This is a genomic window from Niallia taxi (assembly GCF_004005475.1).
Classification (GTDB): Bacteria; Bacillota; Bacilli; order Bacillales; family Cytobacillaceae; genus Niallia; species Niallia taxi.
The window spans coordinates 55,029-71,486 of record NZ_RZTZ01000010.1 but is presented as its reverse complement, the minus strand read 5'-3'; the positions used below and the strand labels follow the sequence as shown (position 1 = coordinate 71,486).

At 39.9% G+C, this 16,458-nt stretch carries 12 protein-coding genes; 11 read left to right on the top strand and 1 reads right to left on the bottom strand.

What is annotated here, in order from left to right; genetic code table 11:
- Nucleotides 1-81 precede the first annotated feature (81 nt).
- Nucleotides 82-1,260 carry an MFS transporter gene (locus EM808_RS20270; protein ID WP_127740324.1) on the bottom strand — a complete coding sequence of 393 codons (1,179 nt, stop codon included), beginning with the start codon at nt 1,258-1,260 and terminating at the stop codon, nt 82-84.
- A gap of 385 nt (nt 1,261-1,645) precedes the next feature.
- On the opposite strand from EM808_RS20270, the gene EM808_RS20265 reads away from it, so the two are divergent.
- The 11 genes from EM808_RS20265 to EM808_RS20215 all read left to right on the top strand — a co-directional run bounded on the left by EM808_RS20265 (nt 1,646) and on the right by EM808_RS20215 (nt 16,440).
- Nucleotides 1,646-2,995, top strand: a complete 1,350-nt coding sequence (locus EM808_RS20265; protein ID WP_127740165.1) for an aspartate kinase — start codon at nt 1,646-1,648, stop codon at nt 2,993-2,995.
- Nucleotides 2,996-3,633: 638 nt separating this feature from the next.
- Nucleotides 3,634-4,839 carry an amidohydrolase gene (locus EM808_RS20260; RefSeq protein ID WP_127740163.1) on the top strand — a complete coding sequence of 402 codons (1,206 nt, stop codon included), beginning with the start codon at nt 3,634-3,636 and terminating at the stop codon, nt 4,837-4,839.
- A gap of 51 nt (nt 4,840-4,890) precedes the next feature.
- Entirely contained in the window at nt 4,891-6,105 is a 1,215-nt protein-coding gene (locus tag EM808_RS20255; protein ID WP_127740161.1) for a M20 family metallopeptidase, read from the top strand.
- Between the two features lie 25 nt (nt 6,106-6,130).
- Complete coding sequence (locus EM808_RS20250) at nt 6,131-7,156, top strand: ABC transporter ATP-binding protein (protein WP_127740159.1); 1,026 nt, start codon at nt 6,131-6,133, stop codon at nt 7,154-7,156.
- Entirely contained in the window at nt 7,153-8,166 is a 1,014-nt protein-coding gene (locus tag EM808_RS20245) for an ABC transporter ATP-binding protein (RefSeq protein WP_285094725.1), read from the top strand. The genes EM808_RS20250 and EM808_RS20245 overlap by 4 nt, the downstream gene beginning before the upstream one ends.
- A gap of 20 nt (nt 8,167-8,186) precedes the next feature.
- A complete protein-coding gene (locus tag EM808_RS20240; protein WP_127740157.1) occupies nt 8,187-9,137 on the top strand; it encodes an ABC transporter permease in 951 nt (316 codons plus the stop codon).
- Between the two features lie 15 nt (nt 9,138-9,152).
- On the top strand, nt 9,153-10,079 hold the full coding sequence (gene opp4C / locus EM808_RS20235) for an oligopeptide ABC transporter permease (protein WP_127740155.1): 927 nt from the start codon (nt 9,153-9,155) through the stop codon (nt 10,077-10,079).
- Between the two features lie 49 nt (nt 10,080-10,128).
- On the top strand, nt 10,129-11,751 hold the full coding sequence (locus EM808_RS20230; protein ID WP_127740153.1) for an ABC transporter substrate-binding protein: 1,623 nt from the start codon (nt 10,129-10,131) through the stop codon (nt 11,749-11,751).
- 219 nt (nt 11,752-11,970) lie between these two features.
- On the top strand, nt 11,971-13,701 hold the full coding sequence (locus EM808_RS20225) for an ABC transporter ATP-binding protein (RefSeq protein WP_127740151.1): 1,731 nt from the start codon (nt 11,971-11,973) through the stop codon (nt 13,699-13,701).
- Nucleotides 13,694-15,550 (top strand): ABC transporter ATP-binding protein, encoded by a 1,857-nt coding sequence (locus EM808_RS20220; RefSeq protein WP_127740149.1) that lies wholly within the window; start codon nt 13,694-13,696, stop codon nt 15,548-15,550. The genes EM808_RS20225 and EM808_RS20220 overlap by 8 nt, the downstream gene beginning before the upstream one ends.
- A gap of 191 nt (nt 15,551-15,741) precedes the next feature.
- The gene (locus EM808_RS20215; protein WP_127740147.1) at nt 15,742-16,440 is read left to right on the top strand and encodes a GTP pyrophosphokinase; all 699 of its coding nucleotides are present in this window, start codon (nt 15,742-15,744) and stop codon (nt 16,438-16,440) included.
- The last annotated feature ends 18 nt before the right edge of the window (nt 16,441-16,458 follow it).

Here is a 16,458-nt window from a genome sequence, read left to right as displayed (position 1 = left end):
TAAATGCAGCATTCACTAAATGCACTAAAGTATACCTTTATTATATAACATAACTTAATGAAAGAAGAGACTTTCCGTTTATTATGATATGGTATGTTTTACATATTTTGGGTGACGATGCATCATCGTTACTAAGAATACACCGCATATAAGCAGAAGGCTGCTTGTCGTGAAGAACACAGCTGAAAAGCCATAATGCCCTGCTATTATTCCGCCGAAGGTTGGTCCAATTATATTTCCGAGAAAGCGGAGACTTGTTTCGTATCCCATTACTTCACCTTGCATAGTAATCGGAACTTCTTGTCTTATATAGGCAATTCTAACTGGGATAAGTCCGCCAATGGACACACCGAGCAGAAACCGAATAATCAAAAGCTGCCAATAGTCAGTAACGAACCCGCCTGGGAAATAGACAATTCCTGCAATAAATAGCAAGATCACCAGCAGCTTCAGATAGCCTTTTCGGTCGCCAAGCTCTCCCCACTTCCGTGCCATTAGTAAGTTTCCTAAACCTGCTGCAGAAAAGGCAATACCAGAAAATAAAGCAATGCTTTCTGTGCCATGCAGTTCACTTACATATAAAGACAGGATTGGCTGAATGCTGAAATGGGCAATTTGGATAACTGCCGAAATAAGCAATACTGTTATAAATATAGGGTTTTTTAAGATGTACCCAAGTACCTCTTTTGTAGAATAATGCTGTTTAATGCCTTTGGCGACAGGGAGAATAAATTCCTTCGTTGTGAAGACCAATATTACTGACAGTAGTATGGCAAATGAAGTATAGCGGAATGTATCAGAGTAACCAATGCTGTCAGCTATCGCACCACCAAGTAAAGGACCGATAAGGGAACCTGTAATACTGCCTGTCTGCAGGGTACCTAGTACCTTCCCAGCCGTTTTTTTAGGGGTTTGTGTAGCGATAAATGCCTGTGACATAGGAATAAATCCTGTAAAGAAGCCTGTAAAAAAGCGGAGTGCAAATAGTTGCCATACAGAAGTGACAAAGCTCATTAAGAATATGGAGAGACCGAGGCCGAAGCCTAATGCGATTAAGATTTTTTTCCTTCCAAACTTATCCCCAATCTTTCCCCAAATTGGAGAAAACAAAAAGGCTGCGATGAAGGTGACAGAAAAACAGAGGCCAGACCAATGCTGAACATACTTCTCTGAAAAGTTCCCCATTGACTCAATATAAAGGGATAGAAAGGGCAAAACCATTGTCATGCTTCCGCTTATAAAAAAATTAGCGAACCACATAATCGACAAGTTGCGTTTTGAATACTGTTGATAATCGTCCAAAAATAACACTTCTTTCCGAAAACATTTCGTTTTTCTAAATATTATCTTAACGCAAATTCTCCAAAGAGGGAAGCCTTTTGCTTTACAAAAATAATGGAAATGTGCTAGTCCATCAGTATTTTTTTAAATAAATAAATGCTTTTGTCCTCTCTTCATGCACAAATGTACACCTAATGAAGAAATATCTTGCATCTTACATGTAAAAAAGTAATAATATGTTTAGCATAAAATAATGGAAAATTTAAAAAACATATTATTGGAAAAGTTCTGCAGTTTATGGGAATGCAAGCATGGGGAAATAATACAAGCATTAATATTAATTGAAGTAATGGGAGATGGCGGCATGAAGGTAGTAAAGTTTGGCGGAAGTTCTTTAGCATCAGGACAGCAATTAGAAAAGGTATTGCAAATATTAAAGGATGACAAGGAGCGGAGAGTGGTGGTAGTTTCTGCTCCAGGAAAAAGGAATGAGCGGGATACAAAAGTGACAGACCTGCTAATTAGCTGCGGAGAGAAGGTATTAGCAGGCAAGGATCCTGGAGAAGAAGTTGCGCAGGTGATCGCAAGATATGCGGATATTGCCAGAGAACTTGATCTTTCAAGTGACATTATTACACAAATTAAACAGGATTTTCTTGAGCTGTTGGATGGAAATAAAGAGAATGCTCATTCCTTTATGGAGGCAGTCAAGGCGAGCGGGGAAGACAATAATGCTAAATTGGTCGCAGCCTTCTTAACTGCCAGAGGCTTGAAAGCAGTGTATGTTAATCCGCAGGAGGCCGGACTGATTGTAACTGATGAGCCTGGCAATGCCCAGGTGCTTCCAGAGTCTTATGACCGTTTACAGCTTTTAAGAGAGTATGAGGACATCGTTGTGTTCCCAGGGTTTTTTGGTTATAGCAAATCAGGTGATGTTGTGACTTTTTCCAGAAGCGGCTCTGATATTACTGGTGCGATAGTGGCGAATGGTGTGAAGGCATCTGTTTATGAGAATTTCACGGATGTTGATGCAGTCTATACTGTAAATCCAACGATTGTCTCCAAGCCAAAAGAGATTAGTATGCTCACATACAGGGAAATGCGCGAGTTATCCTATGCAGGGTTTTCTGTCTTTCATGCAGAAGCATTGATTCCTGCTTATCGCGCCGGCATTCCAGTCCATGTGAAAAATACTAATAATCCACTTGTTCCAGGCACAAAAATCGCAGCACAACGCAGTAATGATAATGGACCAGTTGTCGGGATTGCAAATGATAAAGGTTTTTGTTCCATATATATAAGTAAATATTTAATGAATAAAGAAATTGGATTTGCAAGAAGAATCCTTTCTATTTTGGAGGAATATGGGATTTCGTATGAGCATATGCCTTCAGGTATTGATGACCTGACAATCATATTGCGCCAAGATCAATTAATACATATTGATGAAGGCGAACTGCTTGCAAGGATAAAGGAAGAACTTAATGCTGAAGAAGCTGTCATAGAGCATGACCTATCATTAATTATGGTTGTTGGAGAAGGAATGCGCCATAATGTTGGCACAACTTCTCGTGCAGCCAAAGCATTAGCAGAAGCTGGAGTCAATATCGAGATGATTAACCAAGGCTCATCAGAAGTCAGTATGATGTTTGGTGTAAAGGAACAATTTGCGAAAAAAGCCGTTAAAGCACTATATGAGGAATTTTTCCAGTAGAGGCTGGGATATATGGAAGTCTAATTCAACCGAACTATTTATCATTTATTGATTAATAGTTCGGTTTTTTGTTTGCAGTCTAAAAACAATAATGGGAAATTTTAGTGGGGTGGAGCAAAAGATACTCGACTACTAAGGGAAGTGGAGCAAGATTTAGTTCCCGCAGGCGAAGATAAGAAAACTCAAGCTCTGTCCAAGCATCTTTTTTTTCATTTATAGAAGCTGGTTATATTCGGACAAGAGAATTGTCAGGAAAAAATTTAAAAGGCTTTGAATGTCAGAATATCTAACACAATTGGATTAACTCTTTAAAAATGAAAGCGGAAACAACATTGATAAAAGAAGAAAAAGTGAAAAATATGTCTAAAAAGAATAATTAACTATTAATTCTGTTAATTATGATAATTAAAAAAACTTAGTATACTAATCCTAATTTTGAAGTTAATTTATAAGAAATAGAAAAATTAATAGCAAATAAGAAAGGAGAAAGTCAGTATTTAAAGGAAAAGAGATAAGTCATTCCAGCAGTGAAAATTGCATAATTATCCTTTTTTAACGATTAAATATAGTAATGTTACAAGTTATAACAACCTTTAGGAAAAGATGTAAAAATTCTTCATTATATTAGGAGGGAACGTATGTTACAAAATTGGCATGAAGAACTAGAAGGTATGTTTGATCAGATGGTGGAGTGGAGAAGACATATGCATCAATATCCAGAACTTTCGTTTCAAGAGGTAGAAACACCGAAGATGATTGCGGATATCCTAGAGGGATTTGGAATAGAAGTGAGACGCAATGTTGGCGGAAGAGGTGTAGTTGGCAAAATTTATGGTGCTAAACCAGGAAAAACAATTGCGTTGCGTGCAGATTTCGATGCACTGCCAATCCAGGATGAAAAGGAGGTTTCCTATAAATCAAAGGTAGACGGAGTCATGCATGCATGTGGGCATGATGGACATACTGCCACATTGCTTGCTGTAGCCAAGGTACTTCAGGATAACAAAGAAAGTATCGCAGGCAATGTGGTGCTGCTGCACCAGCATGCAGAGGAGCTTTCGCCAGGAGGAGCAAAAGCAATGATTGAAGATGACTGCCTAGAAGGCGTCGATGTAGTATTTGGGGCACATCTTTCCAGCTTGAGTGAATTAGGAAAATATTATTGCAAACCAGGCTATTCACAAGCGGCAGCTGATGCATTTGAAATAACGGTAACAGGAAAAGGGGGACATGGCTCTTCACCACATGAGACAGTCGATGCCATTGCTGTTGGAACTGCCCTTGTCACACAGCTGCAATTTATTGCAAGCCGCAGAGTGGACCCATTAAATCCGGTTGTGCTGTCAGTCGGTTCCTTCCACAGCGGTAATGCCAAAAATGTTATCGCGTCAAAGGCAACACTGACTGGAACGGTAAGAACACTTGATAAGGATTTGCGTGTATTTATGGAAGAAGAAATACGCTTGATGGCAGAAGGTATTTGCGAAAGTATGCAGGCAACTTGTGAAGTGAATTACATAAAGGGTTATCCTGCAGTATTCAATCACGAAGAGGAAGTGGCTGTTTTTGAAAAGGCAATTGCAGACAGCTTAGATAAAGAGATGGTTGTCAGGTCTTCACCAATCATGGGCGCAGAGGATTTTTCCTACTATCTTTTAGAAAAGCCAGGCATGTTCTTTCACACTGGTGCAAGAGTAGAAGGGATGCAAAGCTACCCGCACCACCATCCAATGTTTGATTTTGATGAGAAAGCGATGATTTATGCAGGTAAAGCATTTTTGAGTATTGTTGACCACTATATTGCTGTGAAATCGGAAGAAGAGGTGGCCGAAGCTGTTCAATAAGAAAATCAATATCAAGCAAAGATCAAAAATAATGGATGGGAGTGATCTGCAATGTTAGGCAAATGGTATGAGGAAATAGAAGCAATGTATGATTCTATGGTGGAATGGAGACGGCATTTGCACGAAAATCCTGAGCTTTCCTTTCAAGAAGTGAACACGAGCAAGATGATTGGAGATCTGCTGGAGAGCTTCGGAATTGAAGTAAAAAGGAATGTTGGAGGAAATGGAGTTGTTGGGAAAATCTATGGATCAAAGCCGGGAAAAACCATTGCGTTAAGAGCAGACTTTGATGCATTACCAATCCAGGATGAGAAGGAAGTTCCTTTCAAATCAAAAATCGATGGCGTTATGCATGCTTGTGGACATGATGGCCATACAGCAACATTGCTTGCTGTAGCTAAGGTGTTGAATGACAATAAGGAACATCTTGCTGGCAATATTGTTCTTCTTCATCAGCATGCAGAGGAACTCCCGCCAGGAGGCGCAATCGCAATGATTGAGGACGGATGCTTGGACGGAGTAGACGTTGTGTTTGGAGCACATCTTGCTTCAGGAAATGCTCTCGGAGAGGTGCTATACGGAGTAGGCCCTACATCTGCTGCAAGTGATACTTTTGAATTGAAAATTCAAGGCAAGGGTGGTCACGGAGCATCGCCACACCAAACTATTGATTCCATTGCAATTGGGGCGCAAATTGCTAACCAATTGAAGCATATTGTCAGCCGCCGTGTTAATCCGCAAAAACCAGCTGTCATTTCAATCGGGTCATTTCATGCCGGAAACGCAGGAAATGTTATTGCTGACACTGCAGAATTGGCAGGCACAGTCCGGACTTTTGACGAGGATGTTCGTGATCTTATTGAAAAAGAAATGGATGAGCTAATTAGTGGGGTTTGCAAGGTGTTTCATGCTACCTATGAATTTAACTATACAAGGGGCTATCCTTCGACTGTGAATACGAAGGAAGAGACTGAGATTCTAGTAGAATGTGTTAAAGCAAATTTACCAGAACAGAAGCTTGTTGAAATTATTAAGCCGGGGATGGGCGGAGAGGATTTTGCTTATTATCTTCAGCATAGACCAGGAACTTTCTTTTCAGTTGGTGCCAGAAATGAAGAAATTGGTGCTGTATATCCGCATCATCATCCATTGTTTACATTTGATGAGAGAGCGATGCTCGATACAGCTAAGATTTTCTTGAGTCTTATCGATTTTTATATCAATCCAGAAAAGGCTGGTGCATTAGTAGAATCTTCTACTATATAAATGAACTAAAACTGGAGGGGGAAGAATGGGGAACAATATCTTAGAAGTAGATAAACTGCAAACGGCTTTTAAAACAGATAAGGGGGAAGTCATTTCTGTCGAAGAAGTGACTTTCCAGCTGGAGCCTGGTGAGACAATCGGAATTGTCGGTGAATCTGGCTGCGGAAAAAGTGTTACTTCTTTATCTATCATGAGACTTCTAGGAACACATGGCTTTATAAAGAAAGGCTCTATTAAGCTGAATGGCAAGGACTTGGCACAGGTCTCGGAAGCAGAAATGCGAAAGGTCCGCGGCAATGAAATATCCATGATTTTTCAGGAGCCGATGACATCCTTAAATCCTGTCTTCACAATAGGAAACCAAATGGTTGAATTGATTCGTCTGCATATGGATTACACTGCAAAAGAAGCAAAGAAGTATGCGGTCGAAATGCTTCAGAAGGTGGGAATACCAAGAGCAGAAGTAATCATTGATGAATATCCCCATTCTCTTTCAGGGGGAATGAGACAGAGGGTTATGATTGCAATGGCATTGTCGTGCAAGCCGAAGCTGCTGATTGCAGATGAGCCGACAACAGCCCTTGATGTAACAATCCAAGCTCAAATTCTTGAATTGATGAAAAGCTTAAAAAAGGAATCAAATACATCTATTATGATGATCACCCATGACTTAGGCGTTATCGCTGAAATGGCTGACAAGGTAATTGTCATGTATGCAGGGCAGGTTGTAGAAGAGGCTGATGTGTTTACATTATTTGATGAACCGAAGCATCCTTATACGAAGGGCCTGATTGAATCTATACCACACTTGGAATATGATTCAGACCAAAAGCTTTATTCGATTCCTGGTTCTGTACCGACATTGCAGCAGATGCCAAAGGGCTGCCGCTTTCACACAAGATGTCCGTATGCCACGGAAAAATGCGTAACTGACAGACCTCCCCATTTAGCTGTTGATGGCAACAGTAATCATAAAGTGAGATGCTGGCTTTATGAGGAAGTAGGCAGCAAGACAAGTACACATACTAGTGGAAGCGAGGTAAACGTATGAGCATGATAACTTTACCTGAAAAAGACGGAATATTAGGACAATTAAACGAGCCGCTTTTGGAAATTAAAAATCTCAAAAAATATTATCCAATCAAAAAAGGAGTTTTATCTAAAACAGTAGGTCACGTAAAAGCAGTAGACGGACTGGATTTTTCTATCTATCCAGGTGAAACCATTTCACTTGTTGGGGAATCAGGCTGCGGCAAATCTACGACAGGAAGAGCAATTGTAAAGCTTGACCCTCCTACTGAGGGGAGTGTGCTGTTTGAGGGAAAAGATATGGCAGACTTAAGTAAAGGAGAATTGCGGAAAATCAGGACGCAAATGCAAATCATTTTCCAGGATCCTTATTCCTCTCTCAATCCGCGTAAAAGAATTGGGGACCTTTTGGCAGAGCCGCTTTTGGCACATAAGCTTGCCTCTAAGGAAGAGGTGAGCAAAAAGGTCGATCAAATGCTAGAGACAGTTGGATTAACAAAGTTTCATAAAGGCAGATACCCGCATGAGTTTTCAGGTGGACAACGACAAAGAATTGGAATAGCCCGGGCGCTAATGCTGAATCCGAAATTGATTGTTTGTGATGAGCCTGTGTCTGCACTGGATGTTTCTATCCAGGCACAAGTGCTGAACCTGCTCAAGGATTTGCAAAAGGAATTCAATTTAACGTATCTGTTCATTGCCCACGGTCTTGGGGCAGTCAAATATATCAGTGACAGAATCGCTGTCATGTATCTTGGGAAAATCGTGGAGCTTGGTAAAACAGCAGATATATTCTCCAAACCAAAGCATCCATATACACAAGCATTATTAAGCGCCTATCCGATTCCAAACCCGCATTTACGAAATAGAGAGCGTATTGTAGTTGAAGGTGATGTACCAAGTCCGGCAAATCCTCCTAAAGGCTGCAGATTCCACACGAGATGTCCATTTGCAGCAAGTATTTGTAAAGAGAAGGAGCCGGTTTTGAGCGGGGATAGCCATACGGTAGCCTGTCATTTTCCACTATCATAAACAAGGGAGGGAGCTCATAAATGCTACAGTACATTATCAGAAGAGTATTGATTGCCATTCCAGTATTGTTTGGGGTTACAATTTTTAATTTTTTCATCATTAATATGGCACCCGGTAACCCTGTTGACATGTACCTTAATCCGGATGCCACAGAAGCAGATGCAGAAGCAAAAAAGGAAGCTCTTGGATTGAACGATCCAATATATGTCCAATATATCCGATGGCTTGGCAACCTGCTTCATGGTGATTTTGGCTTTTCCTATACAACATATGAACCTGTTCTTGACTTAATCATGAACAGAGTCGGTCCAACATTACTTTTGATGGGGGCAGCACTTGTCATTGCTTATATTATTGCGATTCCAATTGGAATTCTCAGTGCCTCCAAACAGTATTCTTGGATTGATTATTTGACAACAACCTTTTCCTTTTTAGGTGTTTCCATACCAAGCTTTTTCCTCGGTCTTGGCGCAATCTACCTATTTTCATTAGTGCTGGGCATTCTCCCTACTGGTGGAATGTTCACATTAGGAAGTACGGGCGGCTTTATGGATACATTTATCCATTTACTGCTTCCGGCAGCCATATTAGGAACAGGGATAGCAGGAAGCACGGTCCGTTATGTGAGAAGCAGCATGCTAGAAGTGCTTGGGCAGGATTATTTGCGGACAGCTAGAGCGAAAGGACTAAAGGAGTTTGTTGTCACAAATAAGCATGCTTTGAAAAATGCTCTTATTCCCATTATTACGATTATAGGTATGGAGATACCAGTGTTAATCGGCGGTGCAGTTGTAACAGAACAGATTTTTCAATGGCCTGGTTTAGGTCAATTAACGATACAGTCCATTAGTTCTAGGGACTATCCAACATTGATGGCGATTAACTTCTTGGCAGCATTCGCGGTGTTGTTCTCTAATTTGCTGACAGATATTCTTTATTCTGTTGTCGATCCACGCATCAAATATAGCTAGGGGGGAGGAAGTAGAATGAGTATACCAAATGCAAAACTTGGTACAGAATTGCCAATTAATCAGATGCCTGTTGCTGTTAAAGAGGAGCTGGGTAATGAGGAAAGCTATTTAAAGCTAATAACGAAACGTTTTTTTAAACATAAGCTGGCAGTTGTCGGGATGATCATTTTCAGTTTAATTGTGCTGATGGCACTCTTTGCTCCGCTTATCGCTCCCCATAATCCATATGCTGTTGAAGGGGAGTTCGCTGCAGCACCTTCTTCAGAGCATTTACTTGGAACAGACGAGGTAGGCAGAGATTTATTCAGCAGACTTATATATGCTGCTAGAGTCTCTTTATCCGTAGGTGTTGGCGCTGTTGCCATTTATGTTGCCATTGGCACAGTGTTAGGAGCAATTGCCGGATACTTTGGTAAATGGGTAGATATGGTTATTATGCGCTTAACAGATGTATTTATGTCTTTCCCATATTTGATGGTTATCCTTGTTTTGGTAAGCATCATGGGACCGAAGCTAATCAACGTTATCCTTGTTTTAGGCCTGCTAGGCTGGCCGTCCATTGCAAGGCTTGTGAGAGGGAGCGTTCTTTCCATTAAGGAAATGGACTATGTTAAGGCAGGAGTCGCGTTAGGATTTTCCACACCAAAAATCGTGTTCCAACACATACTGCCAAACTGTATTGCTCCAATTCTAGTAAATGCAACATTCGGTATTGCTTCTGCGATTATCATGGAGGCTTCCTTAAGCTTTCTCGGCATGGGGGTGCAGCCGCCAACAGCAAGCTGGGGAAATATGTTAACTGAAGCACAATCAATTACGGTATTGGCATCACAGCCATGGCTGTGGATTCCTCCAGGTATCATGATTTTACTTTCCGTTCTATCCATTAACTTCATGGGTGACGGGCTGCGTGATGCAATGGATCCAAAAAGCTTGAAGTAAGTGATGAGAATATATGATTCACATTCTATAGATAAATGGGGGAAAACAGATGAAGAATGTATTCAGAAAAGGATTAGGCTTATTCACGATTGCGCTCCTGCTTTTATTGACAGCATGTTCTGGTGTGGCAAACACTGGAACGAACTCAGGGAGCTCTAAAGGCAACACAATGTATATTGGACTAGTAAATGCTCCAGTCAGCTTCAACCCTATTAACTCATCCGATATTGCGGCTTCATGGCTGGAAAAATTTATGTTTGATACGTTTTTGGAAATGACAGGACCACTTGAGTTTACTCCTAAGCTTGCAGATTCATTTGAAACAGAAGATAATCAAACATTCACAATTAAGTTGAATGAGAAAGCAGAATGGTCTGACGGAACACCAGTAACTGCAAATGACGTTGCATTTACAATGAATCTTGTTGCAAACCCTAAAACAGAAACAGCAATAGGAACATATTTGACGATTATTGACGGATTGAACGAAAGTGGTAAGTTCCCGGACGGCGTTACGGAGATACCATCATTAACAATTGTTGACGACAAAACAATCCAATTTAAAACAAAAACACCAGTTGATCCAAATATGGTAAAAGAACAGCTTGGCTCTAAGTTTATGATTCTTCCAGAGCATGTATTAAAGGATGTAGCTCCAGAAGACTTACAAAAGGATCCGTTCATGCAAAAACCAACTGTAACAAATGGACCATTCAAGTTCGTACAATATGCTAAAGACCAATATGTAGAGTATGAAAAGAATGATAATTACTATTTAGGTGAAGTACAACTCGATAAAATGTTCGTGAAAATTATGCCTGCAGCAAATCTTGTTGCACAGCTTCAAACAGGCGAAATTCAAATGAATGCTGCCGGTGGTATCGGTAAGATTGCTGTACAGGATTTTGATACAGTGAAAGGTTTTGAAAATGTAACAACAAAAACAGAAAAAACATATGGCTATCAAAACATGATGTTCAACACAGAAAAAATCACGGATGAAAAAGTCCGCCAAGCATTTGCTTATGCGATTGACCGTGAAAAAATTGTTAATCAGCTGTTAAAGGGCGAGGGGGAGATTGTCGACGGACCATATACATCTGTCAGTCCATACTTGGATAAGGATTTAGCAACATATACTTATGATCCTGAAAAGGCTAAACAACTGCTGGAGGAAGCTGGATGGGACTTTGACAAAACAATTGACTTTGTTGTACCTATCGGAAATAAAGTCCGTGAGCAATCAGCTGACATCATTGCTCAAAACCTAGAGGCAATTGGTATAAAACTTAATACAACAACATATGATTTCCCAACTATTATGTCAAAAGCTAAAGCAGGCGAATTCGATTTGCTGTTGATGGGCTTCACGAACACAATCGATCCTGACGTAACAACTGTTTACGGAAGCAATGCTACAAGCAACTATACAAACTACAGCAATCCTGAGGTTGATAAGCTTCTGCTTGCTGGTAAACAAGAGCCAGATACAGAGAAGCGTAAAGAGATTTACAACGAGCTTCAAGCAATTTGGAGCAAGGAATTGCCAGTATTCACCCTTTATTCAGATTATGATTTCGGAGCAATTTCAAAAGACGTGGCAGTCGGCGGTCCAAAAGTATTCGGCTTCCATAATGAGCTGTATAAGTGGGCAATGACAGGAGCAGAATAATTGTAAAGTTAATTAAGCGTTAAGGAAAAGACTGTAGAATGTTTTCTACAGTCTTTTTTTAGCATGAATAGCTTTTTCTCCTCTTTAAAAAAAGTACTATGACAATGCTGAAACCATGTTTTCTATTTATGGAAAAAGAGGTATGATATTAACAATATTTAGTTTTCCTAAAGAAATCGTAAACGCTAATTTATATGTGCAAAAGGCGGGAGGAGAAAAATGACAAAAATTTTTAAAAGGCTTTGGACATATCAAGTCAGCATCGCCATTGCACTAATTCTAATGCTGACAGAACTTGCAGTAGAGCTGGTCCAGCCACTTATCATGGCAAAAATTATTGATGATGGTCTTGCACAGGAACACACAGAAACCGTTATCCTTTGGGGAAGTATCCTTGTCGGCATTTCACTGCTTGCTTTTGCTGCAGGCATTATTAACACTTTTTATTCCGCTCATGTCAGCCAAAATTTCGGCTACAGCCTCCGAAAAGAGCTTTACTCAATCATTCAATACTTCACATTTGCCAACAGCAGCAAGTTTGCCAGCTCTTCCTTAATAACAAGGCTGACAAATGATATTACACAGCTGCAGAACATGATTTTTATGGGGCTGCGTTTTCTGTTAAGGTCACCATTATTAATAATTGGAGGAATCATCATGTCCTTCGTTGTCAATGCAAGACTGGCTCTTTTGCTTGCAGTGACAATTCCTGTGATTATCCTAATGTTTATTTGGGTTATCCGCAAAGGCGGAAGGATGTTTAAAAAAGTTCAAGGGAAATTGGACTTTGTGAACAATGTTATGCTTGAAAACTTAACAGCCGTAAAGCTGATTAAGGCATATGTTCGAAAACGATTTGAAACAGACCGATTTATTTTTGCCAGTAATGACTTAAGAAGAAATACAGAAAAAGCCCTAAGGTTAATGGAAATTACCGTACCACTCCTTTTGTTCATTATGAATTTATGTATTATTGCTATTCTTTGGTTAGGGTCAGGTCAAATTGCAGCAGGGCAAACACAGGTTGGGGATGTTGTGGCAATCATAAACTATTCCTTAAGAATAACCTCTTCTTTATCTGTCATAACCATGCTAATTATGGTGGTATCCCGTTGTAAGGCATCTGCTGACAGGCTGCAGGAAGTATTTGAAATGGAAGAAAAGGATAGCAATGGAAACGAAAATGCCTCAAAACAGCTTGAAATAAACGGGAAATTAGAATTCAAAGATGTTGCTTTTGTTTATCCAAATACAGAATACAATGTGCTTGCAGGTATTAGCTTTACTGTCCAGCCAAATGAAGTGATTGCTGTTATGGGAATAACCGGAGCAGGGAAAACAACCTTATTCCAGCTTATTCCAAGATTATATGAACCGACAAAGGGAGCAGTTTATATTGATGGCACAGACATAAGAGAATACAATCTTGATTCCATAAGAAAGCAAATTGGCTATGTTCCACAGGTTTCCTTATTGTTTACTGGAACAATTAAAGAAAATATTCGTTGGGGAAATCCTTTTGCCACAGACAATGAAATTGTAAAGGCAGCTAAGGATGCGCAAATACACGATACGATTATGAAGCTTCCAATGAAGTATGATACTAGAATCGGGCAAAAGGGAATAAATTTATCTGGTGGTCAAAGACAAAGGCTATCCATTGCTAGGGCACTTGTGAGGAAACCGAAAATCCTCCTTCTAGATGATAGTACTAGTGCTTTAGATTTACAGACAGAAAAAGAGCTTCTTCGAGCAATATCCACATACAATGCGACGGCACTGTTAATAACGCAAAAAATTTCAACTGCCCGAAAGGCAAACAGAATTCTGCTTATGGAGGAAGGCAAAATCCTTGCATATGCCCATCATGATCAGCTGCTGAAGGAAAATAAATTGTACCAGAAGATAGTAGAATCACAGCTAGGTAAAGAGGAGGCAAGCCATGTATAAGACATTAACAGAAGCCTTTCATTATCCGAAGCCAGATTTAGATACGAAGGCAGTAAAGAAAAAGGTCAAAGCAAAAGCAAAACCACGTAATATGGGCAAGACAATGTACCGATTATGGCAATACATGGCTGTTCAGAAAGGTCTTCTTATTCTCGTGCTTTTTCTTGTCGCAGTCAGCTGCTTTTTAGGACTGCTTGGTCCGTATTTAGTAGGGATATCCATTGATAATTATATTGTTAATAAAGAATTTAATGGGCTTGGCACGATGCTTCTTCTATTGGGCATTATCTATTTCCTTTATTCTGTCAGCCTATTCTTGCAGAATTACTGGATGATTGGTATTTCTCAATCAACTGTTTATAAGCTTCGAACGGACTTGTTTGCCCAATTTCATGAGCTTTCAATTGCCTATTTTGATAAAAAACAGCATGGAGAACTGATGAGCAGGGTCACGAATGATATTGAAAATGTTAGCTCAACACTTAACAGCTCTGTTATCCAGATTTTTTCAAGCGTACTGACACTTATAGGGACGATTTCCATCATGCTTTGGCTTAGTCCGCTTCTAACTGTATTGAGCTTAATTATCATACCTGCCATGTATTGGGGCATGAAATGGATTACAGCCAGAACAGGCCTGCTTTTTAAACAGCAACAGCAAAAATTAGGGGAGCTTAATGGTTTTATTGAAGAGTCCATTTCAGGTCAGCGTATTGTTAAAACCTTCTCATTAGAAGACAAAATGATTATGGAGCTTGTGGATAAAGGTGAAAGCTTGAAGAACGTCAGCTATTGGGCACAGGTTTATTCAGGGTTTATCCCCAAGCTGATGAATATGCTCAATAATATTAGTTTTGCCCTAATAGTAGGCGTAGGTGGTCTAATTATTTTAAAAACAGGAAACATTTCTATTGGAATTGTCGTCATATTTGTTGAGTACTCAAGACAGTTCACTCGGCCATTGAATGATCTTTCCAACCAATTCAACACATTGTTGTCGGCAATTGCCGGGGCAGAAAGAGTGTTTGAAGTGCTTGATGAGCAAAGCGAGGACGAGGATGAAGAAAAAGCAGACTCACTTGATCAAGTATCAGGGGATGTTGTGTTTTCCAATGTGTCTTTTGCTTATGAAGAAGATAAAGGAATACTTGAGGGTGTAAGCTTCCATGCTAAACCTGGTGAAACAATTGCTCTTGTTGGACCAACAGGTGCAGGAAAAACAACGGTCATTAATCTGCTGTCCAGATTCTATGATGCCACTGGTGGAGTCATCAAACTAGATGGCAAGGATATTACGTCAATAAAAAGAGAGAGTTTGCGCAAACATATGGGCTTTGTTCTTCAGGATGCCTATTTATTTGGCGGAACTATTCGCGAAAATATTCGTTATGGAAGATTAGATGCTTCTGACAAAGAAGTAGAGGAAGCGGCACAGCTTGCCAATGCACAAAGCTTTATTGACAGCCTGCCAGACGGCTATGAAACTGTGCTGCAAGCAGACGGCAACAGCATAAGCCAAGGTCAAAAGCAGCTGCTGTCAATTGCAAGAGCAATACTTGCTGATCCTGAGATTCTCATTCTTGATGAGGCAACGAGCAGCATTGATACGATAACAGAGGTGAAGATTCAAGAAGCGCTGCAAGTGCTCATGAGAGGGAAAACCTCCTTTGTTGTCGCACATCGACTTAACACAATTAAGCATGCTGATTGTATCCTAGTCTTAAATACTGGTGAAGTCATCGAACGTGGGACACATGAGGAGCTCTTGCAGAAAAATGGTTTTTATTCTCGGTTGAATCAGAATCAGTTCAGCCCGGATACTGGCGAAAATGGGGCGAACCGCCCTTAAATTGCCAAGTAAAGGAGATTGACTGACCGGTCATTTTTCTCTATAATAGGGTTAGATGCCTGTCATCCTTAACATTGGCGAAGAGGTGAATGGTTAAAATGAAAACGATCGATCAGATTATCGAGCTTTTGAAAAACATAGGAGTCAATGCAGAAAAGGTTATAAGAAAACCAAAGGAGACTTATTGATTTATGGATCGTACTAACAAGAATGAAGGACTTCTACCTATAAGCGAATGGAATTTAGATGACCTTTCCAATGAACTAATAGAGTGGAAAAACAACCTGATTGTCTACCGTTTTGCTTTAGAGGAAGTTAATACGAAACTTAAAATATTAAATGAAGAATTTCAATTTATCCACAATCATAATCCGATTGAACATATTAAATCCCGGATTAAAGATCCAAGGGGAATTATGGTGAAGCTTAACAGGAAAGGTCTTGGCATCACGGTTGAAAATGCGAAGGAGCATATTCACGATATTGCTGGCGTCCGCATCACCTGCTCGTTCATATCAGATATTTATGATTTATATGAAATGCTCAAAAAACAAAGCGATTTGAAAATCATAGAAGTAAAGGATTATATTGAAAATCCAAAACCAAACGGTTACAAGAGTCTGCATTTAATCATCAAAGTTCCAGTATTTTTAAGCAATGGAATGGAAGAAGTATTTGTGGAAGTGCAAATACGAACAATTGCAATGGACTTCTGGGCGAGTCTTGAACATAAAATATATTATAAATTTGATAAGGGCATTCCAGAATATTTGCTTGCAGAGCTGAAGGAAGCAGCAGATGCTGCACATGAACTGGATGTCAAAATGAAAAAGATTAAGGACAGGGTGGATATTTACCAAACAGTTGGAGATGCCCAAACCCTTGTTTAATAAATTTTAACGGGACTG